The organism is Brevibacillus fluminis (assembly GCF_003710825.1).
GTDB classification, from domain to species: domain Bacteria; phylum Bacillota; class Bacilli; order Brevibacillales; family Brevibacillaceae; genus Brevibacillus_D; species Brevibacillus_D fluminis.
Window position 1 is genome coordinate 1 of the sequence record NZ_RHHQ01000023.1, and the last position, 25,005, is coordinate 25,005.

Annotated in this window: 28 protein-coding genes; 2 read left to right on the forward strand and 26 right to left on the reverse strand. The window is 50.9% G+C overall.

What is annotated here, in order from left to right; genetic code table 11:
- Positions 1 to 165: 165 nt before the first annotated feature.
- The 6 genes from EDM56_RS25600 to EDM56_RS25625 all read right to left on the reverse strand — a co-directional run bounded on the left by EDM56_RS25600 (position 166) and on the right by EDM56_RS25625 (position 8,153).
- Positions 166 to 1,500 (reverse strand): dihydrolipoamide acetyltransferase family protein, encoded by a 1,335-nt coding sequence (locus tag EDM56_RS25600; RefSeq protein WP_122920789.1) that lies wholly within the window; start codon positions 1,498 to 1,500, stop codon positions 166 to 168.
- 19 nt (positions 1,501 to 1,519) lie between these two features.
- Complete coding sequence (locus EDM56_RS25605) at positions 1,520 to 2,503, reverse strand: alpha-ketoacid dehydrogenase subunit beta (RefSeq protein WP_122920790.1); 984 nt, start codon at positions 2,501 to 2,503, stop codon at positions 1,520 to 1,522.
- A gap of 13 nt (positions 2,504 to 2,516) precedes the next feature.
- On the reverse strand, positions 2,517 to 3,515 hold the full coding sequence (locus EDM56_RS25610) for a thiamine pyrophosphate-dependent dehydrogenase E1 component subunit alpha (protein ID WP_122920791.1): 999 nt from the start codon (positions 3,513 to 3,515) through the stop codon (positions 2,517 to 2,519).
- Between the two features lie 19 nt (positions 3,516 to 3,534).
- The gene (gene lpdA / locus EDM56_RS25615; RefSeq protein WP_122920792.1) at positions 3,535 to 4,956 is read right to left on the reverse strand and encodes a dihydrolipoyl dehydrogenase; all 1,422 of its coding nucleotides are present in this window, start codon (positions 4,954 to 4,956) and stop codon (positions 3,535 to 3,537) included.
- A gap of 113 nt (positions 4,957 to 5,069) precedes the next feature.
- A complete protein-coding gene (locus tag EDM56_RS25620) occupies positions 5,070 to 6,161 on the reverse strand; it encodes a Leu/Phe/Val dehydrogenase (RefSeq protein WP_122920793.1) in 1,092 nt (363 codons plus the stop codon).
- Positions 6,162 to 6,374: 213 nt separating this feature from the next.
- A complete protein-coding gene (locus EDM56_RS25625; RefSeq protein ID WP_246009546.1) occupies positions 6,375 to 8,153 on the reverse strand; it encodes a sigma-54 interaction domain-containing protein in 1,779 nt (592 codons plus the stop codon).
- A 237-nt stretch (positions 8,154 to 8,390) separates the two neighbouring features.
- Here EDM56_RS25625 and EDM56_RS25630 point away from each other — a divergent pair, with 237 nt between their 5' ends.
- Positions 8,391 to 8,651, forward strand: a complete 261-nt coding sequence (locus tag EDM56_RS25630; RefSeq protein WP_122920795.1) for a DUF2627 domain-containing protein — start codon at positions 8,391 to 8,393, stop codon at positions 8,649 to 8,651.
- Positions 8,652 to 8,660: 9 nt separating this feature from the next.
- On the opposite strand, the gene EDM56_RS25635 is transcribed toward EDM56_RS25630, so the two are convergent.
- From EDM56_RS25635 to EDM56_RS25680, 10 genes are all read right to left on the reverse strand, one after another.
- Positions 8,661 to 9,536 (reverse strand): MraY family glycosyltransferase, encoded by an 876-nt coding sequence (locus tag EDM56_RS25635; RefSeq protein ID WP_122920796.1) that lies wholly within the window; start codon positions 9,534 to 9,536, stop codon positions 8,661 to 8,663.
- Positions 9,524 to 10,219 carry a glycosyltransferase family 2 protein gene (locus tag EDM56_RS25640; RefSeq protein ID WP_122920797.1) on the reverse strand — a complete coding sequence of 232 codons (696 nt, stop codon included), beginning with the start codon at positions 10,217 to 10,219 and terminating at the stop codon, positions 9,524 to 9,526. Before EDM56_RS25640 ends, EDM56_RS25635 begins: the two co-directional genes overlap by 13 nt.
- Positions 10,185 to 11,336: a putative cytokinetic ring protein SteA gene (gene steA, locus EDM56_RS25645; RefSeq protein WP_246009547.1), complete on the reverse strand. Its 1,152-nt coding sequence runs from the start codon at positions 11,334 to 11,336 to the stop codon at positions 10,185 to 10,187. Before steA ends, EDM56_RS25640 begins: the two co-directional genes overlap by 35 nt.
- A gap of 133 nt (positions 11,337 to 11,469) precedes the next feature.
- Positions 11,470 to 11,625, reverse strand: a complete 156-nt coding sequence (locus EDM56_RS25650; RefSeq protein ID WP_122920799.1) for a DUF2759 family protein — start codon at positions 11,623 to 11,625, stop codon at positions 11,470 to 11,472.
- A gap of 224 nt (positions 11,626 to 11,849) precedes the next feature.
- Positions 11,850 to 12,722, reverse strand: a complete 873-nt coding sequence (locus EDM56_RS25655; protein WP_246009535.1) for a metallophosphoesterase — start codon at positions 12,720 to 12,722, stop codon at positions 11,850 to 11,852.
- Between the two features lie 33 nt (positions 12,723 to 12,755).
- Positions 12,756 to 13,322 carry a beta-class carbonic anhydrase gene (locus tag EDM56_RS25660; RefSeq protein WP_122920801.1) on the reverse strand — a complete coding sequence of 189 codons (567 nt, stop codon included), beginning with the start codon at positions 13,320 to 13,322 and terminating at the stop codon, positions 12,756 to 12,758.
- 152 nt (positions 13,323 to 13,474) lie between these two features.
- A complete protein-coding gene (locus EDM56_RS25665; RefSeq protein ID WP_122920802.1) occupies positions 13,475 to 13,753 on the reverse strand; it encodes a hypothetical protein in 279 nt (92 codons plus the stop codon).
- Between the two features lie 237 nt (positions 13,754 to 13,990).
- A complete protein-coding gene (locus EDM56_RS25670; protein WP_246009536.1) occupies positions 13,991 to 14,455 on the reverse strand; it encodes a GNAT family N-acetyltransferase in 465 nt (154 codons plus the stop codon).
- Positions 14,452 to 15,057: a hypothetical protein gene (locus EDM56_RS25675; RefSeq protein WP_122920803.1), complete on the reverse strand. Its 606-nt coding sequence runs from the start codon at positions 15,055 to 15,057 to the stop codon at positions 14,452 to 14,454. The genes EDM56_RS25670 and EDM56_RS25675 overlap by 4 nt, the downstream gene beginning before the upstream one ends.
- A 158-nt stretch (positions 15,058 to 15,215) precedes the next feature.
- Complete coding sequence (locus tag EDM56_RS25680) at positions 15,216 to 16,154, reverse strand: S66 peptidase family protein (protein ID WP_246009537.1); 939 nt, start codon at positions 16,152 to 16,154, stop codon at positions 15,216 to 15,218.
- Between the two features lie 194 nt (positions 16,155 to 16,348).
- On the opposite strand from EDM56_RS25680, the gene EDM56_RS25685 reads away from it, so the two are divergent.
- Complete coding sequence (locus EDM56_RS25685; RefSeq protein WP_122920804.1) at positions 16,349 to 17,350, forward strand: CobW family GTP-binding protein; 1,002 nt, start codon at positions 16,349 to 16,351, stop codon at positions 17,348 to 17,350.
- A gap of 32 nt (positions 17,351 to 17,382) precedes the next feature.
- Here the strand turns inward: EDM56_RS25685 and EDM56_RS25690 are convergent, their stop codons facing one another.
- The 10 genes from EDM56_RS25690 to recN form a co-directional block, all read right to left on the reverse strand.
- Positions 17,383 to 17,820, reverse strand: coding sequence for a hypothetical protein (locus EDM56_RS25690; RefSeq protein WP_122920805.1), 438 nt, complete (start codon positions 17,818 to 17,820; stop codon positions 17,383 to 17,385).
- A gap of 150 nt (positions 17,821 to 17,970) precedes the next feature.
- Positions 17,971 to 18,711, reverse strand: coding sequence for a YwaF family protein (locus EDM56_RS25695; RefSeq protein ID WP_246009538.1), 741 nt, complete (start codon positions 18,709 to 18,711; stop codon positions 17,971 to 17,973).
- 79 nt (positions 18,712 to 18,790) lie between these two features.
- Complete coding sequence (locus EDM56_RS25700; RefSeq protein ID WP_122920806.1) at positions 18,791 to 19,297, reverse strand: hypothetical protein; 507 nt, start codon at positions 19,295 to 19,297, stop codon at positions 18,791 to 18,793.
- Between the two features lie 64 nt (positions 19,298 to 19,361).
- Entirely contained in the window at positions 19,362 to 19,604 is a 243-nt protein-coding gene (locus EDM56_RS25705; RefSeq protein WP_122920807.1) for a YolD-like family protein, read from the reverse strand.
- Positions 19,597 to 19,932, reverse strand: coding sequence for a YolD-like family protein (locus EDM56_RS25710; protein ID WP_122920808.1), 336 nt, complete (start codon positions 19,930 to 19,932; stop codon positions 19,597 to 19,599). Before EDM56_RS25710 ends, EDM56_RS25705 begins: the two co-directional genes overlap by 8 nt.
- A gap of 130 nt (positions 19,933 to 20,062) precedes the next feature.
- Entirely contained in the window at positions 20,063 to 20,548 is a 486-nt protein-coding gene (locus EDM56_RS25715; RefSeq protein WP_122920809.1) for a riboflavin biosynthesis intermediates N-glycosidase, read from the reverse strand.
- A complete protein-coding gene (locus tag EDM56_RS25720) occupies positions 20,545 to 20,670 on the reverse strand; it encodes a macro domain-containing protein (protein ID WP_425456360.1) in 126 nt (41 codons plus the stop codon). The genes EDM56_RS25715 and EDM56_RS25720 overlap by 4 nt, the downstream gene beginning before the upstream one ends.
- A gap of 203 nt (positions 20,671 to 20,873) precedes the next feature.
- Positions 20,874 to 21,662, reverse strand: coding sequence for a sporulation transcription factor Spo0A (spo0A, locus tag EDM56_RS25725; RefSeq protein WP_122920810.1), 789 nt, complete (start codon positions 21,660 to 21,662; stop codon positions 20,874 to 20,876).
- A gap of 185 nt (positions 21,663 to 21,847) precedes the next feature.
- On the reverse strand, positions 21,848 to 23,167 hold the full coding sequence (gene spoIVB, locus EDM56_RS25730) for a SpoIVB peptidase (RefSeq protein ID WP_122920811.1): 1,320 nt from the start codon (positions 23,165 to 23,167) through the stop codon (positions 21,848 to 21,850).
- 97 nt (positions 23,168 to 23,264) lie between these two features.
- Complete coding sequence (gene recN, locus EDM56_RS25735) at positions 23,265 to 24,995, reverse strand: DNA repair protein RecN (RefSeq protein ID WP_122920812.1); 1,731 nt, start codon at positions 24,993 to 24,995, stop codon at positions 23,265 to 23,267.
- Between the last annotated feature and the right edge of the window lie 10 nt (positions 24,996 to 25,005).

Genomic DNA, 25,005 nt, shown 5'->3' on the forward strand with positions numbered 1-25,005 from the left:
AAGGGTGAGGGCACAGAATGTCCAAAATGGATAAGCGGTTCGTGTAAAAATCCACTTAACAAGAAGAGAAACCCCCAAATAACATGGGGTTTCTCGACAATCTGAAGAGGCTTTCGGCCTCTTTTTTTCTTGTGTGATTACAACAATTTGTGACTATCGCTTCAATTAATATAGCTTGGTTTCCGGCCCAATCTGTTCGAGCTTCTGTTTGACGCTTTGTAAGAAACGGCCGCAAATCAAACCATCGAGCACACGGTGATCCAGCGAGAGGCACAGATTGACCATGGAGCGTACCGCGATCATGTCGTTGATGACGACCGGGCGCTTCACGATCGATTCGATACTCAGAATCGCTGCTTGCGGCGCATTGATAATCGGCGCAGAGAGGACAGAGCCAAACGAGCCGGTATTGTTGACCGTAAATGTGCCGCCGCTCATGTCATCCATCGTCAGTTTGCCTGCGCGCGTACGTGCAGCTAAGTCATCAACTGACTTGGAAATGCCAAGCAGCGATTTTTGGTCCGCGTCTTTGATGACAGGCACAAATAGCGCGTCCTCTGTCGCCACGGCCAGCGAGATGTTGATATTTTTACGCACGATGATCTTGTCGCCCGCCCATGTGGAGTTGATCATCGGGAATTCTTTCAGCGCTTCGACGACCGCCTTGATGAAGAATGGCAAGAAGGTCAGGTTGACGCCTTCCTTGCGCTTGAATTCATCTTTGACTTGCGCACGATAATTGACCAGATTGGTTACGTCCACTTCCACCATCGTCCACGCATGTGGCGCTTCGTGTTTGCTCTGCACCATCCGGGATGCGATCGTTTTACGGATCGGTGTGACAGGAATCACTTGATCGCCTGCTGCAACCATCACGTCAACAGTTGCCGCCGGCGCTGCTTTTGGCGCTTCCGCCTGGACAGGAGCTGGGGCCGCAGCTGGCACAACGGGTTCTTGATTCGCCGCGGGAACTGCTTGCGGCGCTTGATTCGTTTGACCGCCTGCGTCGATGATCGCCTGTACGTCTTTTCGGGTAATGCGCCCTTCAGCGCCTGAGCCGACGACTTGCGACAAGTCAATGCCGTGCTCCTGTGCGAGCTTCAGCACTGCCGGAGAGAACCGCGCTTTCGCGGCATCCTGCCCGGATACGACAGCAGGTTTCGCTGCTGCTGGAGCCGGTGTGGCGGGAGCTGGAGCTGGCGTTGCCGCAAGGGTTGGGGAAGCAGACGGTGCTGGCGCTGCTTCGGCTTCAACCGCTACGCCTGCTTCGTCTATGTACAGGATTAGCGTGCCGACCGCGACGGTTTCCCCTTCCGCCACCAAAATTTCTTTGATGCGTCCGGATACCGTAGACGGCACTTCCGCGTTTACTTTATCCGTATTCACTTCTGCCAATGAATCATACTTGTTGACAAAGTCGCCAACCTTGACCAGCCATTTGGAAATCGTTCCTTCCGTGACGCTTTCCCCCAGCTGGGGCATTAAGACTTTTGTAGCCATTGTACGTCCTCCTCAGCTCCTAAAAGTGCGCCAGTTCACGCATTGCTTGCTCCACTTTTTCCGGTGTGAGCATGAAAAACTTTTCCAACGGCGGGCTGTATGGCATCGCCGGAACATCTGGACCGCACAGACGCTTGATCGGCGCATCCAGATCAAAGAGGCAATGCTCCGCAATGATGGCGGACACTTCCCCGCCGACACCGCCTTCTTTGTTATCTTCATGAATGATCAACACTTTGCCTGTTTTGGAAGCAGCTTCGATAATCGCTTCCTTATCAAGCGGATACAGCGTGCGCAGATCAAGCACATGCGCGCTGATGCCCTCAGCTGCAAGCTTTTCCGCCGCTTGCAGCGCGAAATGCAGCGTCATCCCGTAGGAAATGACCGTGATATCTTCGCCTTCGCGCTTAACATCCGCTTTGCCGATCGGAACGGTATAATCCGTATCAGGAACCTCGCCTTTGATCAAGCGATAGCAGCGTTTATGTTCAAAGAAAAGCACAGGGTCGTTGTCGCGAATCGCCGCTTTCAAGAGCCCTTTTGCATCGTACGGCGTCGATGGTACGACGACTTTCAAGCCTGGCACGTTCGTGAACATTGCTTCAACCGATTGCGAATGGTACAGTGCACCATGCACGCCGCCGCCAAAAGGAGCGCGCACAACGAGCGGGCAGTTCCAGTCATTATTGGAGCGATAGCGCATTTTTGCCGCTTCGCTGACGATTTGGTTAACGGCTGGCATGATGAAATCAGCGAACTGAATTTCCGCGATCGGACGCATCCCATAAGCGGCCGCACCAATCGCAACGCCGACGATTGCGGACTCAGCAAGCGGCGTATCCATCACGCGCTGCTCGCCAAACTCTTCGATGAGGCCGACGGTTGCACGGAATACACCCCCGCGAACGCCGACATCCTCTCCCAAAACAAATACGTTAGGATCGTTGCGCATCTCTTCGCGCATTGCCAACGTAATGGCATCGATGTACGACATGACTGCCATTCTTTCGTCCCCCCTATTCTTCGTAGACAAAACGGAGTGCAGATTCAGGTGCGGGATATGGTGCGTTCTCCGCATACTCGGTTGCCTCATCCACTTCTTTCTGCACTTCTTCTGCTATCGCGCGTTGTTTCTCCTCACTCAAAATGCCCACTTCTGTCAAGTATGCGGCAAAGCTCAGGAGCGGATCCTTCTGCTTCGCTTCCTCTACTTCTTCACGACTGCGATACACACGGTCATCGTCATCGCTGGAGTGTGGCACCAAACGATACGCTACAGCCTCAATCAGTGTCGGTCCATAGCCTGCGCGCGCCCGGTCAACAGCTTCTTTGACGACGCGGTACACCTCGATTGGGTCGTTTCCGTCAACGCTCACGCCCGGGAAGCCGTATCCGATCGCACGGTCTGCTACACTATCGCAAGCGAGTTGCTTTTTCAACGGTACGGAAATCGCATATTTGTTGTTTTCGCAGAAGAAAATAACCGGCAGCTTGTGAACGCCCGCGAAGTTTGCACCTTCGTGGAAATCACCCTGATTGCTGGAACCTTCTCCAAACGATGTGAAGATCACCGGATTTTTACCCGTCAGTTTGCCGGCAAGCGCCATTCCTACCGCGTGTGGAACTTGCGTCGTCACTGGGCTAGAACCCGTCAAAATGTTATATTTTTTGCCGCCAAAATGGCCAGGCATCTGACGTCCACCACTGTTCGGGTCATCCGCTTTCGCAAAAGCCGACAGCATGCAATCGCGAGCTGTTTGCCCAAATGCGAGCACGAGGCCTAAGTCGCGGTAATATGGGCAGGCGAAATCATTTTTCGTATCGAATGCGAACGCCGCACCTACCTGTGCCGCCTCTTGACCTTGGCACGAAATGACAAATGGCACTTTGCCTGCCCGATTGAGCAGCCATTGACGCTCATCAATTTTGCGCGCCAAAAGCATGTATCGATACATCTCCAGCACCTGTTCGTCGGTCAGACCGACTGCTTCATGACGTTTTGCCGTAATCGCCATCCTACTCCCTCCGATTTCTTTATGCGTGTATGGATTTGCCGTCAACAGCCAATGCTGCTTCAGCGATTGCTTCCGACAATGTCGGATGCGGATGAATCGTCTGCGCGATTTCCCAAGGTGTCGCATCGAGAACACGTGCCAGATTCGCTTCTGCGATCAATTCGGTCACATGCGGCCCGATCATATGAACGCCAAGCAAATCGTTTGTTTTCTCATCCACAACGACTTTGACAAAGCCGTCGGTTTCACCATAGACCAACGCTTTCCCGATCGCTTTGAACGAAAATTTGCCAGCCTTCACTTGATAGCCCTTATCTTTTGCTTCTTGCTCGGTCAAGCCGACGCTTGCCACTTCCGGGCGGCTATATGTACATTTCGGAACTTTTGTCGCATCTAGTTGGTGTGTTGTAAGCCCGGCAATATGCTCAACTGCAGCGATGCCTTCATGCGATGCCACATGCGCCAGCTGCAAGCCACCAATGCAGTCGCCTATCGCATAAATGTGAGACTCGGCTGTTTGATAGTGCTCGTTCACGACGATGACGCCGCGCTCGACCTTGATCTCGGTTGCCTCAAGCCCGATGTTTTCCACATTCGCAGCCCTTCCGACGGATACGAGCAGCTTGTCGGCCGTAAAGCTTTGCGTCCCGCCCGCCAATTCGGCAGAGACGGTGATTTGGCCCGCTTCTTTTGTCACACTGTCTGTCAGCAGCTTGGCACCTGTTACCAGTTTAACCTTCCGTTTCTTTAACAAACGTTGCATTTCCTTGCTGATTTCTTCGTCTTCTAGCGGCAGGATACGCTCTGCTGCCTCGATCACTGTCACCTCAACGCCGAAATCGCTCAATAATGATGCCCACTCAATCCCAATCACGCCACCGCCAACAATCAGCATGGATTTTGGCAGCTCTGCCATTTCCAACGCTTCATCGCTCGTCAGCACATATTCGCCATCAATGGCAAGGCCTGGCAGCGTGCGCGGTCGGGAACCAGTGGCCAGCAGCAAGAACTTAGGCACAATGATTTCCTGGTCGCCATCTGCTTTTTCAATTCGTACAGCGCCTGCTTGCGGTGAAAAGATAGACGGTCCCATGACACGGCCCAAACCGGAAAACACCTGGATTTTCCCTTTGCTCATTAAGTAGTTCAATCCTTTGAGCTGGGATTCGATAATGCTCGCTTTACGGGCCTGTACTTTATCGAATTGGACCCCGATGTTGTCTGCTACGATTCCGTACTTGTCACTTTCTTTCATTGTCGCATAAACTTCAGCACTGCGCAGCAATGCTTTGGAAGGTATGCAGCCACGATTCAGGCATGTGCCCCCCAGTTTTTCCTTTTCTACAATCGCAACTTTCATCCCGAGCTGTGCTGCGCGAATCGCAGCCACATAACCGCCGGGACCGCCACCCAAAACAACCAAATCGAACTCTTGAGACATCTGCGTTATCTCCTTTTAATTCAAATAGTTCGGACACGCCGCGACACAGGAAGGAAACCGGGGGGCCGGTCATCTAAGGCCGCCCCACCGTCTAATAGCTACCTTACCTGCGTTTATTTGCTATAAACCGATTTGCCGTCGCGCAGGAACGTGCTCTGCGATTTTGCGAGGCGGGCGATCCGCTCTTCAGCCATCCGGTCTGCCGCTTTGTAAGAAGCGATGTTGTCGCGTGCGGAAATCTCGAATACTTTGGTAATGTTATCGTAGATCGTCTCTACTTTTTTCATCGCGCGCTCGCGGTTATAGACATGCAGTTCATCCGCCACGTTGATCAAGCCACCTGCATTGATGACGTAATCAGGCGCGTAAATCAAACCCTTCTGATGAATCTCATCGCCGTGACGCTCTTCTTTCAGCTGATTGTTCGCTGCGCCGGCAATTACCTTCGCTTTGATGACAGGTATTGTGTCGTCGTTGATGATGGCACCAAGCGCGCACGGTGCGAAAATGTCGCATTCAACGGAGAAAATTTCATGGACGCCGACTGCTTTCGCTCCGAAATCGTTTACAGCGCGATTGACGTTTTCTTCGTTGATATCCGTCACGATCAGATGAGCGCCTTCCTCGTGAAGATGTCTACAAAGATTATATGCGACGTTTCCGACACCTTGCACCGCGACGACTTTACCGGACAAGTTATCTGTTCCATACGCCACTTTTGCTGCGGCCTTCATCCCGCGGTAAACGCCATAAGCTGTCACCGGGGAAGGATTGCCGCTTGAACCGAAGGCTGGGGAAACGCCCGTTACGTAATTGGTTTCCAGATGGATCATGTCCATATCCGCAACCGTTGTGCCGACATCCTCTGCAGTGATATAGCGGCCGTTCAATCCTTGAATGTAGCGGCCGAACGCACGGAACATCTCTTCGCTTTTGTCTTTGCGCGGATCGCCCAAAATCACTGCTTTGCCCCCGCCCAGATTTAGGCCGGCTGCTGCTGCCTTGTACGTCATGCCGCGTGCCAGACGCAGTGCGTCGATGATCGCGTCTTCCTCTGTTTGATAGGTCCACATGCGTGTTCCGCCAAGCGCAGGACCTAACGTTGTATCATGAATGGCAATGATAGCTCGCAAACCAGATGCCTCGTCTTGGCAGAACAGAAGCTGTTCGTAATCGTAACGTTGTAGGTAGTCGAAAATTTGCATGGATGAAGCCTCCCTGTGATTGCACGTTAGCATTGGCACAAAACCGTTATTAGGTTTCGCTTTGAAGTGTTCGGCTATGTATATTGCAAAAGTTATGCCAACAAAACAAGCGTTTGAAAGCGCTTCATTTTCCTGCGTTTGACTAAAAACCACTTTGTTAAACCGTGCAAAATTTTGCACGGTAATGCAAATGTTTGCATGCATTTTTTTGCATTACGATTCTTCTTCCAGTTCTGCCATACAGTACTTCTCAAGCTTGTAGTACAGGTTGCGCAAGGAGATCCCCAACTGTTTCGCCGTTTGCGTCCGATTGCCCTTGCAGGCAGCCAATGACTTTATAATGAAGGATTTTTCCGCCTCATCCATCGCTTCTTTCAGCGTCCCCTCTGCATTTGCTTGCGTTTCCTGGGTTAGCTCGGCACTCGTTTTTGCCTGCTGTGATAACGACGGCAAATGGCTGGGCAAAATGATCGTCTCGTTATAGTGCATGTTGATCATCGCTCTGCCGATCACGTTCTCTAGCTCCCGCACATTGCCTGGCCAATGGTACGCTTGCAGAATTGTCAGCGTCCGGGCATCGATCTCTTCCACATTACGCCCGTACTCCGCGTTGAATTTTTTCAACAGGAAGCCTACCAAGGAATGAATGTCCTCCCTCCGCTGCCGCAGCGGTGGAATATGGATGGGAACAACATTCAACCGATAGTACAAATCCTCCCGGAAGCTTCCGTTACGAATTGCCGACTCCAGATTCACATGCGTGGCTGCGATGATGCGCACATCCACAGGGATCGCTTTCGTCCCGCCTACTCGCACCAGCTCCCGTTCTTGCAAAACGCGCAGAAGTTTCACCTGCATGGTGTTAGGCAGATCGCCGATCTCATCCAAAAAGATCGTGCCGCCCGAGGCCTCTTCAAACAATCCGCGCTTCCCGCCTCGCAGCGCTCCAGTGAACGCTCCTGCCTCGTAGCCGAACAGCTCGCTTTCCAGCAGTGATTCCGGGATCGCCGCGCAGTTGACGCGAATAAACTGGTTGTACTTGCGTTCGCTTTCGTTATGTATCGCGTGTGCGAACAGTTCCTTGCCTGTTCCGGACTCCCCGCGCAATAGTACTGTCGCTGGCGTGAGCGCCGCTGTTTTAGCTTGCTCGATCGCGATGTGCATTGGTTCGCTTTTGCCGACGATTTCCTCGAACGTGTATTTGGCCTCCAGCGTTCGAATCATCTGCCGTGCTTTTTCCAGCTCCTCACCAAGCACCTTCAGCTCTGTCACATCATGGATGACGCCTACGCTGCCGCGCAAATGGCCATCCACCATGACAGGTGTAATGTTGACGATGACGTCCTTGCGCTTCGGCCCCACCTTCATCGGTTTCCGACGCACGGGTTTTTGCGTTTGGAGCACGCGCATGTGCATGCTTTCCTGGTCGAAAATGTCGACATTGGCTGGCTTGCCAATGACGTCCTCCGGAGCAAGCCCGGTCAGGCGCGTGTACGCCGGGTTGATCAGCAGCCCGATCCCGTCGGCATCGACGACCGAGATCGCTTCATCGGAACAATGGATGATCGCCTGAAGCATGCTTTTTAATTCCTTCAAATCCGATATTTCTTCCACCAGTGTCATCACATCGGTCATGTCACGAAAAATCGCAACCGCACCCCAGATTTCCCCGGTTTCCGAGCGCACCGGCACCCGGTTGGTGATGATGCGTGTCCCATTGGGTAAAATTTGCTCTTGATTCAATTCGGGCTGACCCGTTTCTAAAACGATATGTAGTCGCGTGTTGTCAATGCTGTTTTCGGCACGCGTTCCCAAGACTTGGACCGCGTCGATCCCAATCAGTCGCTCCGCCGCTTTATTGAATAGGGTGATGATTCCCTCCTGATTGACCCCGATGATGGCGTCATGCGTGGAGTTCAGCATTGTCTCATATTCTCGCTTGCTGTGCAACAGCATCGTAAGTGTTTCTTCTTGTTTGCGGATGATACGCATCCATTCTTCCGTGTTCCCATCCAGCTCCTCTATGATGCGGATTTCGCCCTGCTGCTCCGCTTGCTCCCGCAGCTTTGCAAGCTTTTCGGCAGGTCCCACTACCACTAGTGACTGCATCCCGATCTTCCCCCCACCCATGCAGCATTCGACCTTATTTTATCGCATTTTTCGCATTGAACAAGCACCGTCCATCCGATATGATGGTTCTTAACTGCAAGTCAAAGGATGTGTGCGTATATGGGTCAAAAAATCGTTGCCCTTTTCATCATGGTGATTCCGGCTGCCATCGCCGGTTTAGGGATAAAGTTGATGCGGGATGCCTTCTATGAGTTTTTCAATCCCGCCATGTCCGATTTCGCCTGGATCAAGCTGTTGGGTGGATTCGTGTTGTTCGTTTTGCCCGTGATCTTCATTGGCGGGTTCATCCTTCACCACGACCGGAAGCGCAACCGCGTGCAACCGCGCTTCATGAAACCGGAGCCGGACGACGAAGAATAGCGCGCTCCATTATGTTTGCTTGTCTGACCGCCCGGCCACCGTGCCGAGGCGGTCTAATTTTTGCAACCAGCCATTCGACGCAATAATATGCGAAAACGATACCCGCTCCGCCAGTAGATGAAGCCCGATCAACAAAACCAGCAGGGCTGTTTTGACAACGGAATCAACCAAGGTCACTGTATAAAATCCGAGGATGAAGCCGAGGTAATTGGCTCCGGTGTCACCAAGCAGCACCTTTCCCCGCGCATCCGCGATATAGAACAGCATAGTGGCCGTGACAATCGGGATCAACCAAGGCCAGATCATGCCCGCGATCACTTCTCCGCTTGCCACGAAGAGTACGATCATAAACAGCCAAAACACCTTGATCGCCCGTCCCGGTCGTAAATCAAACAGGTTGATCAAATTCGCAAAAAGCGCAAGAACAAGTGTGTTGACCAGCACCTCCAAGCCCTGTGGCGAAAGGGCGATCGACAGCAACAGGGAGGTTCCGACGATGCCCCACGCTTTGAGAAACCCACTTGTCATCCGCTGTTCCCGCCATAGTGTCATGAAATGGCCGCGCATTCCCTTTACCGTTGTTTCCGGCGAGCGATCATCTTGCCAGCCCCAAAACGTCATGGCCACCGTTCCGCATAAAAAAAGGCTAAATTCACGGTCGATTCCCCAAGGTGACGTCAGGAGATAGAGGATCAGCATGCTGATGGTCACTGACATAACTAGTAGGACTCCGCCCCCTGTCGGCAACCTTTCGCCCCGGTAATTGCGGCAAACCATGTTGGTCTTGCACAACCATGTTAGTGTGTACCGATATAAGACAAGATGAAAAAACAGCGGCAGTGCAAAAGCCAGCATCAGAAAGAGCAGAGCCTCTATCTCAGCCATGTCGACACCACCTTGGTTTCCTGCCATTTGCGTCCCAGCGCTCGTCCTACTGCGAGAAATTCCCGTCCGCGGTGCCAATAGCCGTGCCAATCGTTGCCTGTTTGCCGATGCGTGAAAGGAATCGGTACTTCTTGCACGCGAAAGCCTGCCCGCAGCGCATCGATCGTCAGTCCAACCTCGATGCCGAACCCATCATCCAAACGCCTCATTGCTTGCAGAACTTCCTTGCGCACGGCCCGCTGACCGGAGAGCGGTGCTTGTGGTACAAAACCCGTCAGCGTCCGAATGCCATAGCGTGCGAGACCTTTGGCGAGGCCGAGGCCGATTTTTTGCGACGGTACTGGCAAAACAGCGATCGCCATATCGCATTCGCCGCCCATGACTGGTGCGAGCAGCTGCCCGGCTTGTATCGCGCTCTCCTCCAAATCGGCATCGAGCAGAAGGACCACGTCCCCTTTTGCTTGTTCCCACCCTGTCTGCAGCGCAAAGCCTTTTCCTCTGTTATCGGGCAAAGAAATCACCCGATCGGCATGAAGCGCAGCCAGCATCGCCGTCTTATCGCGGCTACCATCGTCGACCACAATGCATTCCACATCGTACGCCCACGTGCGAATGGCAGCGAGCGTGGAAGCGATATGCTGCTCCTCGTTATATGCCGGAATCACGATGCTCACTTTGTTCACGCTGCGCACGCCACTCCTTTACCATGGTATAAAGCGTCTCGAACAAACGGGGCTGACGCACGGGGGTTGAAACGACCTCGTCCATCTGCGTAAGCTGGCTCAGTCCTCTCGCATCGATTAGCTTGGAACCGAGCTTGGCTCTTGTCAGCAAGGTGCTCCCCATGCCCTTTCTTCCTTTCTCCAGAAAATCAATCATGCTGCTATGCGTCCCGACTGAAACAATCAAGGAAGCTTGTTGGTCATCTGCTAAAAGCAATGCCGCATCTTCGCTCGTGCCAGGTGCGGGTAGCCGGACAAAAGGCAGACCGAGGGCTTCCACGCGCTCGCCTCCGGGGGCGCGACCGTCGAGATAAGCATGCACAACCAGCTCCGCACCGCAGCACAGCGCCTGATCGGACAAGCTGTCCATATCCCCTATGATGAGGTCTGGCATGATCCCAAGGTCTAGTAGCGCGTCAGCGGCACCATCTACGGCGATGATCACCGGTTGCTTCCGGTCGATATAACCGCGAATAAGCTGGACATCTTCCTTGTAATATTTGCCGCGCGATACGACGACCACATGTCGTTCCGCCATGCGCGTTCGCAGCGACACCTTTGACAGAGGTTCAAGAATAAGCGCTTTTTCCCTCGCCACGTATTCGAACGTGTTGTCCAAGAAGCTCGACAGCACCGTTTTCGATTGTTTGGCGGCCTCTTCCATTTGTTTTTCGATCTGCTCATGTGTGACAGGGATGAGCAGCGAACATGGTATCCATTCCTTTGCAGGGCGAACGAACAGCCTTGTTCCCGCAATCGCCGCCTCGCACCCTTCGTATAAGACTTCTTCCCCTTCTGACCGCTCGAACAACGGCTCTACGTTTTGGTAAAGCAAAATACCTGCTTCCAAAAGCCGTTTGGCCCCCGCAGCCGGATACAAGCCTGTCAAAAACGCGGAAGAATTGATGACCGCACTCACTTTCGCTTCAATCAGCTCTACAGCAGCCAGTTCATCCACGTCAGAATGATCGATGATCGCAATCTGACCTGGCTTTGCCCTACGGCTGACTTGTTTGGTTCTGCGATCCATCACAAGCTGTGATCGGAGCAGAACGGAGGATGTCCCCATTCGACGCACCAAGCTTCCCACCTCCTTCTTTTAGTATGGGAAATCTTGGTGCTGATCATGCGCTCGGGCAAAAGAAAAAAGAGACTATGCCAGGCACAATCTCTTTTTTGAATTACGAGTCAATTTTCCGCTATTCATTTGTTTACAACGTGAGGATCAGGACGTCGGCGAGCAAGAAAATACAGAGGGCGACGATCCCAAATCCTACTGCGAAACTGTTCTTCACACGCGCAGAGCGAACAACTCCGGCCGCAATGAAAATGGTAAGAATAAACATAAGGAAATCAAACAAATTCATGAAAGCGACATCTCCTTTGAGCGAAAATGGATCAAGTTCGGGTAGCCTGTCTATACGAACGAGGAAGAGAATACCATATTCATTATATAGTTTACCCACCCACGAAACAAGTCGTATGGTTATTTGTGACAAATGATTTCACAATTTCATTCGTAGTTTTCTATCAAAATCTGGAGATTATGCGAAAAAGGAGCTTGCCAGTTTACGGCAAACCCCTTCAACCGTTATGTTTGCTGCCTCAATGTAAGCAGCCCGACTTCCGGTCGGCAAAGAAAGCGGATTGGCAACACAGTCGTACCGATCCCGCGCGTCGTATAGACAAGCTGCGTCCCACCCGACCGCCGTTGCAAGCCATCGGGATATTTTTTTCCATACGGCGGCAAGAGCAGCGCTCCTGCGAAAGGAAGCCGCACTTGACCACCATGGCTATGTCCGGACATCTGCAAATCGATCAGTCCATCAGGAATGTCGTCCGCGTAATCAGGCTCGTGCGCAAGCAAAAGTTTGCAAATCGCAGGATCTATTCCTGTGAGCGCTGCCTGAAGATCCGGTTGGCCATGAAGAATGTCATCGACTCCTGCGACACACAGGGTCTGCCCGTCACGCTCAAGCAGCTTATTTTGATTCACCAGTACGTGAAACCCCGCTTGTTGCAAGCAATCGGTGATTTTTGCCTCTGCGGAGCGGTAATCGTGATTGCCGAGCACAGCATACTTGCCGAGAGGTGCCTGTAACCTTGCTAACACAGGCAATGCCGATTCTAGCGGGTCAGTGCTTAAATCGACCAAATCGCCGGTAAAACAAATCAGATCGGGCTGCCATTCTGCAACCCGGTCGAACACGTGTGATAGATCACCGATTTCCAAATGATAGCCCAAATGCAGATCACTCAGGTGCGCAATTCGAAGCCCGTCAAAAGCTGCAGGCAGCCGCGGGATTCTGATCTCCACCTCTCGGAACGTAAAGCGAAACCGTTCGATAAAAACCGAATAGCCTCCTGTCATCGCAGCCAATCCGGTAACAAAAAGAAGCCAGCGAAGCCCTTTGCCTAAAAAACGGCGTCGGCTCAGCTGGCTTGATCGGGAAGCTGGCAACACTTTGCTCATCCCCTTTGAAAGATACCGTCACTATTAGTCGTTTTCATATCCGTCCACGACCAAATCGAGCTTGCCGGTATCCGGATCGATAATCAGTCCGTGCACACTAATGCCAGGAGGCAGCAGCGGATGGTTTTTGACCATCTCAACAGAACCACGCACCGCTTCCTGCACGCAGTCGAAGCCTTGCAGCCATTTATCCAAATGGATGCCGGAGTGTTTCAGGACCGCGAACGTCTCCTGCGAAATGCCTCTCTCCTCCATTTTGGCGAGCATCTTGTCGGATTGAATGTTGCTCATGCCGCAGTCATAATGGCCGATCACCAAAACCTCTGTTGCGCCTAATTCATAGATGGCCACCAGAATACTTCGCATGACACTGCCGAACGGGTGGGAAATGACGGCGCCGGCGCTTTTGATCAGCTTGAAGTCACCGTTATGCAGATCCATTGCTTTCGGTAGCAATTCCACAAGCCGCGTATCCATACAGGAAATGACCACGAGCTGTTTCCCAGGGTACTTGGTGGTTTTATATTTTTCATAATCTTTACTCTCGACGAATTTTTTGTTGAACTCCAGAATCTCTGTTACATTTTGCATGAACTGTCATCCCTTCTGGGTTTTCCCATTGTATTCGTTCATCACCGAAGGATGTCCTTACGCGAAAGTATACAACAGATTCTGTCATACTTCACCTTTCAATATGCAAAAAAGCTGCCGTTTATGAATTAGGCAGCTTTTTCTCTGTCTTTTTATTCATCATGATGCATACAGCAACGAATTGTATCAATCATGTTTTTGTATTGCTCCCCGCAAATTCTGCATGTGTATTCATCTTGAATATGCTTGTTATTGCGGAACACAACGACTTTTTCTGCCGTCTGAACCACATCGAGATCGCCGCCCGCTTTCTGCTCAATGCGATATGCTTCATCGCCGTAAACAAACACCATTCCATTCACCTCGTCTTGTGATAACGTACCGCCATTTTTTTCAATCCATTTCTCAACCAGTGTAAATCCGGTTCCCATCGTGATCCCTCCACATGTTATCTTTCTTTTTCTGATTTTTCTTACTCACATTGTACTGTAACAGTTTTTATAAATCAATATCTGTTATACATTTCTTGTTTGCTTTTTTTTCGACAACTCTATTCTCCAGTTGAAAATGCGTATAAAAAAACTGTCCCTCACTACTTTTGTAGTTTGGAACAGCCTCAGGAAGTCACCCTGTTTTATTGTGTTACAGAAAAGAAAATTCTGTTACCATCACAGCTCAGCCGTCAACCGAATCATATCACGACAGTGGATGCCATTTTCCCAGATCGGCTCCGAATAATGACGGGTAAAGAAATCGTGATCGATGGCACTGATACGGAACCCGCATTTTTGGTAAAGCGCAAGCTGTCCGATGCTGGAATTGCCCGTACCCACTTCCATGCGGGCAAACCCTTTTTGCTTTGCCGTATCCAACGCGTGCAAAATCAGCTTCTTGCCGATGCCGCTACCCTGGCATTGTTCGGCTACCGCAACGTTCATCAGTTCAATGGTTTGCTCTTCGGTTTGCAAGAGAACCGATACACCGACGATCTCTCCATCGAGCAGTGCGACATAACACTCGCCTCGGTCAAAATAGGAAAGCACTTGCTTTTCCGACGGGTCGGCTAATAGTAGCAACGGCATCGGTGGACTTTCAGACGGCTGCAGCAGCCGAATGTGGAACGTATTCATCATTGCACGCCCCTCTCATTTTTTTTCATGTAATGAAGTCGATAAAAAATATCCGTGCCGGTACTGGCTGGCTTTTTGCCTGGAGCAATTGCCTCATTGGGATCAACTGAGCCTTGATCTGGGTCGACAAGCTCCCTCGACACTAGAAATTTCGAATCATCGCGTTCGAACATAAAGCGGTCTGTATCCCAATACATGCCGCCAATGCCCAACGGATTTTCCAAATACTCGACAACTTTGCCTTTTTGGACAAAAACAAGGAGCGAGTGGTCGTCCAGGTACTGGATATGGTTCACGACATCGTTGTACCAGTGGTAGCCGATCTGCCGGTAAATATACGACGGCGGTGAATAAGGGCCAAACAGGTATACGCGATCCCAGGAAAAATCAGTGATCGCGGCGAGATTCACCACGGTTGCTTGCGGATTTTTTCCGCTTTGTGGCATCGCATGAAGCAGCTTTTGTTGAAGCAGAGAACGTTTCGCTTGACGCTCTTCCGTTTCGAGTGACCAGTCATGGCTCCATTTGACATAGAGCATGAGCGCAAGCGTGGCAAAAATGACCAAGATCAATGCGCGAACGGCAAAAAAGAAGACCCTATTCATGCCACCATATGCTCCCACTGTCGCAGGAGCCAGTTTGCTCTGTACTTTTCCTCAAACAATTCCGTGACATCGTTTGGCTTCATCGTTTGTTCCCTTCTTATTCCGTTGGATTGCACCCGGAGCCTTACCGAAGGTCCCCGCACTATTCCTTTACTTTATTATAGTAAAAAATTTTCTTCCAAACGCAAGCTTCCAGCTTCTGCATGGAGGTGTGCCTGAACGCCGAATGGCAATGATAGGTTGGTTTTCCCGTGTCCCACCTGCACATTCCAGATCGTCGGTTTGCCCAAAGGAGCGATAATAGTATTGATTACGTCGTGTACGGAGAACCCGTCAGCATAACGTGTGGATGTACAGCGAGTGAATGTCCCGAGAATGAAGCCTGCCGCTTCCTCCAGCTTACCCGCGAGTGCCAATTGTGTCAGCATGCGATCGATTTTGTACGGTTCTTCATTCACATCCTCCAAAAACAGCAGCTTCCCTTTTGTTTCAATCTCGTATGGCGTTCCCATCAACGCGCTGACCAGCGCCAAATTGCCGCCGACAATCGGACCACTTGCTTCCCCCGGCACGATACATTCGATCTTTTCTTCCTCTGGGTTGCGAATTTCGCCAAGCGGCTCTGTCGTTGTGATCGTATGAAACAGGCTGGCATTCGACCACGCGCTAAGCCCACTGACATACGAGGTGGAAATCGTCGGGGCATGCAGCGTCGCAAGTCCCGCCTTTTTGCCAAGCGCGAGATGCAGAGCGGTTATATCACTATAGCCCAAAAACAGTTTTGGATTGGCTGCAATCGCATCGTAATCGAGCAGCGGTAACATTTGCGATGCCCCATAGCCGCCACGCATCGCGAAAACCGCATCCACTTCGGGATCGGTAAACATGCGCGTGAGTTCACTGGCACGCAGCTCCGCCGGCCCGGCGAGATAGCCGCCATAGCGCTCATAGCAAGTCTCGCTCACAATGACATGGTAGCCCAATGCCTCCAGCTCTGCTACACCGCGCTCCAGATCTTCAGTCCCTTGCATCGGCGTGGACGTTGCCACGATCCCAATCGTATCTCCGGTTTTCAACGCTTTGCCTTTTTTCAACATGGTTCTCGATCCCGCCCTTCGTTTTGCTCCATACAGTCATTCGCCTTCTTACCCTGATGTTCCTTGGCTACAGGCAAATTTCATTTCTCTCACAACGCACCGCCCCTTTGACACGATTTCATTTGCACATTATCATGAACATCAGGAGATAAATTGTAACAATTCTGATTTGCGAAAAGTGAGGGACATAGCAGATGAACGTAGAGGTTTACATACTGACAGGATATTTGGGCAGTGGAAAGACTACTCTCCTGCAAAAATGGCTGCCCCATCTCAAATCGCAAGAAAATAACGATACCGTTGTGATCATGAATGAAATGGGCGATACGGATGTCGACGGCGAACAATTGCAGGGCATGGATTTTCCGGTGAAAAAACTAATGAACGGGTGCATCTGCTGTTCGATCCGGGGCGAGCTGACCGATGGCATGAAGGAAATCCTCCCTGTCTTGCAGCCGAGGAGAATCATCATCGAGACGACAGGCGTCGCTGACCCGATCGATGTCGTTGACGCACTGACCCATCCCGACTTGTACAGCGCGATTGAGATCAAAGGGATTATCAGTATCGTCGATGCCTCCCGCTATTTGCAGCTCATCTCTCGCTTTCAAGCGTCCGGAACTTTGATCAAAACGTTGCGCAGTCAAGTCCGCTACGCCGATCTGCTGCTTGTCAATAAAGTGGATCTCATCTCAACTGACGTCTTAGAAAAGGTGAAGCAAAAATTGCGGGAAGAAAATGTCGCTGCTCCGCTACACACTACCATCCAAAGCGAGACCGATTTGGACGCACTGCTCACAATCCAGCAGACTGCTAAATTGGCGCGGGAAAACCGTACTCACTCTGGTCCGCCCGTGCAAAAAACGCTTGGCCGGATGCTGAAACAGTCGCTTGGACTCGGATCGCAACCAGCCTCACTTTATTCCAGCATCAACTCGTTTTCCTATCGGTTTTCAGGGCCTGTCATTGAGAAACGGTTCGTCGCCTTTTTGCTTAGCCTCCCCAATCACGTCTACCGTGCAAAAGGGTACGTCTATTTGGCTGATAAAGGTCATGCGGTCTCTTTTCAGCATACGGAAAACCAAGTTATGCTTCATCCGCTCGAAGGCATCGATCCCGAAAAAGTCGCTGTCTTTATCGGCGAAGGCTTTGATCAGACAAAAATCATCGAAGATTTAAAAACATGCTACGCATGAATGATAGCGTCATCGTTTCCGCGTGCGACTGCTCACGACAAGTAGGCGAGCCACGTCGTTACCAGTGTCATCATCGACAAGAACGTGATGACCGTATGCATGGCATCGGGTACTGGCGTGCCGCGGTCCCTGAGAAATGAAAACTTATACGTTCTACCGAACTCTTTGCGGTATTCCTCCCATTGCCATGAGGTTGCACCAAACCAATACGGAAGCCACCACGACGCCACATTCCCGCACATCCAGACCGTCCAAAACGCAACCGCAAACAGTTTCATCCAGATAATGTCGGCCCAAAATCCACAGATGGCAATTGCTTGGCAGCCGTTCCAGACGAAGAGTAGCGGCCTCTCAAGCGGATGCTTTTCTGCTGACAGATCGTTCCACGGAAACAACGAGACCAAGTGCGTGACGGTCACGTACAAACTCAGGACAATCTGTGAAAGAATGCTGATCATGACGATGCTCATGAATCCTTCCTCCTGCTTTACTCGCATACCGAATCATCCATCCCATCATCCATCTTAATTCGCTCGTTACAAAAAGGGAAAATCCTCCAGTAGGATTTTCCCTTCGGTCTAAAGACGGATTCATTGCCCCAGAGGATAACCACACTTCCTTTACGTAAGCTCAGATGATGGCGCCATTGCTTTCTGTTTACCGCGAAACGGGAGAAATAGTACATAAAACAGCAAGAATGCCACACCTTCCAACGAAAGAAGGTACCAGGGATATGGTCCTAAATAGTCGATCAACGAGGGATTTTCCGGTTTGTGGGCCGCAAATAAGTAGTTGCCGCCAGTCCCTTGATTCACAAGAAGTGCAACAAGCAAAAGCGCGTTCAACCAGAGAAGCGCTTTTCCAATCGAGCGAAACGTCGGTCGGTATCCTTCGACCCAAACCATGTGCAAGCACGCCAGGATAATGGCACCGTGGGCAAGGAAAAAGTGAAAAAAACGGAAGTGGGGAAACGGGTAAAACAACTCAGGCGTCAGCATCGCCTGACCCGCCCCTCCAATCCCCCAAAAATAGGTTACTTCAAACAGACGGTAGCTCCTCGATACCAGCATCACGCATGAAAGGAGCAGGGATACACTGCAGAGCTGTAGCGGCAAAACCTCGGTTACCGTCCAGGTCCCTACGCCAAGATGCCACAGCTGATAGGCGATTTCTGTCATTAGCAAAAGCACGACCAAGCCATAGCGACACACAAGGTTCGATCGACCTAAGCGCAAATCGTTACGGAAAATATATAACAGCGCGATCGCAAGAAGCAGTAGAAGAAGCACACAGATGTGCGACAACGAAAACAGTTGGAAAGGTTGCCCTTCGATGATTGCCTGTAAAAATGGCGAATTCAATTCATGATTCCCTCCTTAGCTGAGGACGGGTGTTGCTAGAAAGGTATATGTATTCCATTGGACGATTTCGGAAATGCCTTCATTGGGCCATAGTCGATTTCACTCGTTGCATTATGCTCGAAATAACAAAAGTGTCAGAGGATTGCTTGCCGTCCCTGTCATGGTATATCAAATATCCAACAGAATCGCTGTAAAGCTCACGAATCGCCTCGTCATCCAATCCCCTTGCATCAAAAATGACAAATTGTTCCGCTGTCGCCTCCTCTTCCACCCCTGGCAGGTTCCGCTCTGCTGCGAATTGCTGCAGCACACGGGAATTGCTGAGATTTTTGAGGGGAGCACTCAGATCAGGTAGCTTGAGTGTTCGCTCGGTCATGCTTTTCGAATCGCTTAACTTGAGCCGTACAAGCAATTTTTGCAAATCCGCGCGGTTTAATTGTTTCCCTTGTACAAGACGATACTCCTCTTCCGTAATGGGACCAATTGTCGCTTGGATATGGACGCCTGGTATTTGCGGCAAGCTCTCGGCATAGATCAAGATGCATCCAAGCAAAATCAGATACATGTACAGCAACTTTCGCCACATATCATGCCTTCCTTCCTGCGAACACCGATCCCCCGGAACAGGTTCGCCGCCATTCGTACCGCGATCACACAACTTTACTCACGGTGCACAATCGTATCAGATCGATCCACCATGTTTCCCAATCACACACCAGCTTAACGCGCATTCGGTCGGCATCGATCTCCCGAATGACGCCCCACCCTGACTCAAGCGTGCCGGCATCCGTCATCCATGTGACCGCAATCGCGTAATCATACTGAGTGGAATCGTAAATGCGGAACATCATCTCATCGTACTCAAAGTCGTCTACTTCCCGCTCGTTATTCAACTGCAACAATCCGCCTAAGTTGAAGCCACGTCCATCTACCGTTTTTTTGATTAATCCGCACCTCATGGCGGCTTGGATCGAAATCACCAACAACACCATGTACAGCGAGCACGGCTCCATGGTCATCGGCAATGGGTTTCCAGTAGCGAACAGTCAGCGGAAACTGGTATCGCTTGCTGTCCGCCAACTTCTCGTTGATTTTGGCAATTTGATCATAGTCGTGTCTGCTCTGCACCTCTCGAGTATAGACTGGCATATTCGTATGTAAAAAATCGCCTTGCAGCGGCTGCATGGTCGCGTACCCATGAGCATCTTCGGTATCGTTCATACTCGCGCACCTCCAAATTAATAAGAACGTATGTTCCTATTATAGTGGAGTACGTTTCCTTTACGCAATAGGCAACTTTACCGGTCTTGTTCATAGCGTAATTTTCATCTGCCGCAATCCTACTCGCCCCTCACTCTGCCAGATTCATCAGCTCTTCGCGCAGTTCCGTCAAGACTTGACCGAGCCAATTGGTTCCCTTCCACTGCCTGCGGTTACTCGCCCTTGGATCGTCTTCTGCAAGGCCGATCCCCCAAATCGAGTCGGTCGGACTCGCCTCCACGATCGTCGTCCCCGCCGTTTTCAAGAGCGCTTCTAGCAGATCTTCATGCTGGGTGAATTTCGCCCGGTTCGCCTCTTTTACAATTTGCATGCAGTTTTGCTCCCATATGGCTTTATCGAAGTTTTTGACGAGCCGACCCAGTTGCTTCTGTTCGCGGGGCTCAGCTGTTTGCAAAATCCTTTGCGCGATTCCGTGATCGCCAAACAACATTGCTTTGCCGTACATCATCGCTTGCTCAGCACAAGTGAACGTCATACCGTTTAGATTAAACGAACGTTTATGCCATTGGGAAAACGGAGAGTGTGATTTCCAAAAGAATGTGAATTTTTCTTTCATCGATATCGCGCCCGGATCGCTTTTGCGATTCCACTGCCCATTACGCCTTGGCAATTTACTTGATGCCCAATGATCTGCTCGCTCGCTTGGAGCAAATCGCCTTTTTTTATGATCACAGCCACACTATTCTCCTCCCATCTATACGTCTGTACCCCTAATGAATATCCAATTATACCATTTATTCCTTTTTTGCAACAAATGTAAAAAAGTCCCCCAGTTCATGAATTGGGGGACCTTTTTACATGTATGCTTGACAATGGAATGGCTTTTTATTTGCATATCTGAGAATGTTAGTATGAGTGCCGGGCCGATTGCATTGTATTCGCTAGGAAATTTTCGCTTCTATCCGCAGCTTGTCCGCCACCATTGCGATGAATTCGCTGTTGGTCGGTTTCGCTTTGGTGTTGGAGATCGTGTAGCCAAACAGGCTTGAGATGGAGTCTAGATTGCCGCGGGACCATGCTACCTCGATGGCATGGCGGATGGCGCGTTCAACACGGCTTGCAGTCGTATTGAATTTCTTGGCAATGTCCGGGTACAACACTTTGGTGATCGAGCCGAGCAGTTCGACATCGTTGTACACCATCGTGATCGCTTCCCGTAAATAAAGGTAGCCTTTAATGTGAGCCGGCACTCCAATCTCATGAATGATGCTGGTGATGCTTGCATCCAGATTACGTCCTTTTGGAGGCAGTACGGCTGGTTTTGGCTTGCTTGTATAAAGCGGTGTCGTACCTTTGTTGGAAATCATCTGACGAATTCGTTGCGCCAATACTTCAAGGTCGAACGGCTTCAGGATGTAATAGGCCGCGCCCAGCTCCACCGCTTTTTTCGTGATCTCTTCTTGGCCAAATGCCGTCAGCATGATGATTTTCGGTTGTGTCGGAAGCCGCATTTCCTGAATTTGTTCCAGTACAGCAAGCCCGTCCAGATGTGGCATGATAATATCAAGGATCAGCACATCAGGAACCCTCTCCTGAATCAAACGGATTACATCGTTCCCGTTATAAGCTGCTCCGATCACCTGCATATCGTTTTGGGTATTTATGTACTCCTCCAACAAGCTTACGAATTCGCGATTGTCATCAGCCAATAACACGTCAATGGTACTCAAAATAACGTTCCTCCTCGTTTATCTGAATTAGCATTTCAAGCATTGGTGTGACGAAAATTGTTCATTAAAATTTCCTTTTTGTTTCCCTTACTTACGATTCGACGACATAAAACTCATTCCTGCCGATGGCGAAAGGTTGAATATTTTTCGACAAAAGAAGCGGAAAGAAAGAACCAAAGGCAGCGTCAGCTCGCCTTTAGTTCGGAAGAATCGCGGTTTCCCAAACCCGCATCCTGCAGCATCCATTCGATAAAACACCCGTAACCGGACGTCGGATCATTCACAAATACATGTGTGACCGCACCGACCATTTTCCCGTTTTGGATGATTGGGCTGCCGCTCATCCCTTGAACGATTCCACCTGTTTTGTCGAGCAGGCGCTTATCAGTCACTCGGATAATCATGCCCTTCGTAGCGGGAAAATGCTGTTTGACGACATTCACGATTTCGATGTCAAATTCTTCGACGCGCTGTCCATCCACCACTGTCAAAATTTTAGCTGGGCCTTCTTGCACCTGTTCCGCCAAAGCGACAGGAATCGCTTCCTGATAAAAGCTTCTCTTTGGAGTTTCCTTCATTTTGCCAAAAATGCCGAATGGAGTATTTTTGGTGATGTTGCCGAGCACTTGGCTCTCATTGTAGAACCGTGCAAATTTTTCGCCCGGATTCCCGCTTTCGCCTTTTTCGATCGACGTGACGCTCGCTTGCACGATTTGGCCGTCTCCCACAACGATTGCCTGTCCCGTATCTACATCGGAGATGACATGGCCCAGTGCGCCGTATGCGCCGGTTTTTGGTTCATAAAACGTTAGCGTGCCAACTCCCGCAGCCGAGTCACGGATATAAAGACCCATGCGATACTCGTTGTCTTTGAAGTCTTTTGCTGGCATAAGATTGACCGTCAGCTTCTCCTTGCCACGAACCACCAGCATTTGCACCGGTTCGTTTTTCGCGCCCGCTTCATTAACCAGCTTTTTCACATCGTTCATATCATTGATGTACATGTCGTTCATCTTGATAATGGTATCACCAACATGAATGCCGGAGCGTTCGCCTGGAGAAAACTTCTCTGTACCGTTGTTCACCAAATGATGTCCAACGACAAGGACGCCTGACGTTTGCAGTTTGACGCCGATCGACTGTCCACCTGGAATGACTCGCAGATCGGGCAAGACGCTCACTTTCACGGTCTTGATCGGCATATTGCCCCATTTTACTTGCAAATCGGCACTGCCTGCCTGTCTGGGTTCGACTGATACAGGCTTGCTAAAATCAACGGGTACTTCACGTCCCCCTGCGCCATTGACGGCAAGGACCTCGGGATTGCTGTTGACTAACGTGCCCATGACCGGCACGGATAAGCGGAGTTCTTCATTGCTGCCTGCGAATAACCGCAATTCATTGGGCATGGATGTAAGCTTTTGAAACGGGGTGGAACAAACGATGAGCGCTGTGACGAGCAGAAGCAAACTTCCAATCCACTTTCTTTTCTCTTGTCGGATCACCAGCAATCACTCCTACATTCCCTACCTACACCTCTACACCTCCACTTTGTGTATCTATAATGTTACCGAGCCGATCATGGTTTATAACAAAAAGCCGTCAAGAGTAATTGACAGCTTTGCGCTGTTTTCCCATCTGGATCATTTCCTTGGCATGCTCTTCTGCCTTTTCCGTTATCTGCGCCCCACCAAGCATACGCGCGAGTTCTTGCACACGACCGCTCTCCGGCAACCGGTCGACAATCGTTTCCGTCGCATCTTCTTTAATCTCTTTGCGGATCAAAAAGTGCGCGTCGGCCAGTGCTGCAACCTGCGGCAAGTGGGTGATGCAGAGCACCTGCCTGTTTTGCGCCACCTGTGCGAGTTTTTCCGCAATTGCTTGCGCCGCGCGTCCACTCACGCCTGTGTCGACTTCGTCAAAAATGAGCGTGCCCACCTGCTCCTTGTCCGCCAAAATCGTTTTGATTGCCAGCATAATTCGCGAAAGTTCGCCGCCTGAAGCGATTTTGGCCAAAGGCCGCATCGGCTCTCCCGGATTCGGGGCAATCATGAATTCGACTTGGTCGATTCCGCTTGCGTCCACACTCCGTTTGATTCCTTCTATTTCAATGCCATCCTCATCTTCGATCTGACGCACCTCAATCGCGAACCGCGCCCGATCCATGAACAGCTCCTTGAGCTGCTGTTCAATCTCACAAGCCAGCTTGGTGGCGCATTCACGGCGGACCATAGACAGCTCCATCGCTTCGATCGATAGGTCAGCCGCCAGCTCCTGCAGACGTTTGCCGAGTTGTGACAGACGCTCCTCGTAATGCTGCATTTCATCTAATTCGTCGGAAATACTTGCGGCATATTCCAAAATGTCATCGACATTTTTGCCATACTTGCGCTTCAGCATTTGCAAAAGGTCCAAACGCTGCTCCAATTCCTCGAGCTGACGCGGATCAAAATCGAGATGATTCCCGAATTGCCGCAAGAGTCCAACAGCATCTTCCACTTGGTAATAAGCGGCTTGCACCGCCTCTATGATTGGACCGAGCGACTCGTCATACTGCTGCAGCCGCTCCAGCTCGCCCATCGCATGACCAAGCCAGTCCATTCCTCTCTGATCACCTGAGAGGGCTGTATACGCCGACCGGACGCCTTTGGACACCTTTTCGACATGAAGCCATTTTTTGCGCTGTGCAGCGAGTTTTTCATCCTCTCCTGGCTGCAGGGAGGCGTTCTCAATCTCGCTCAGCTGATAGCTCAGTAAATCGATACGCTGCACCAGCTCGCGTTCGTTCTTGGCCATACGCTCCATATCCTGCTTGAGCTTGCGATAGGAAGAATAGAGAGTCCCGTATTCCCGCTTTACACTGGAAAGCGCTTGCTCCCCGTATGCATCTAGCCAATTGATATGCTTTTCTGCATGCATCAGATCATGCGTATCGTGCTGGCCGTGAACGGTAACCAGCCACGGTCCCAGCTCGCGCAGCATCGCAAGCGTGATCAACTGTCCATTGACGCGGATGATGCTTTTCCCCTGCGCGGAAATATCGCGGCGCACTACCACCATGCCGTCTGCTTCAATGTAAACGCCAAAGCTTTCGCAAATGGCGATAGCCGGATGGTTTGCAGGCAGTTCAAACAGCCCTTCCACCTCTGCCCGTTTTTCGCCGTAGCGGACAAAATCAGCAGAAGCGCGCTCGCCCAGCAACAAGCCGAGTGAATCAATGATGATGGATTTACCGGCACCCGTCTCGCCTGTCAAGATGTTCAAACCTTTACGAAACGAAATGGCCACCTGTTTGATGATTGCAAAATTACGAATGGTGAGTTCGAGCAGCATAATGGTTACA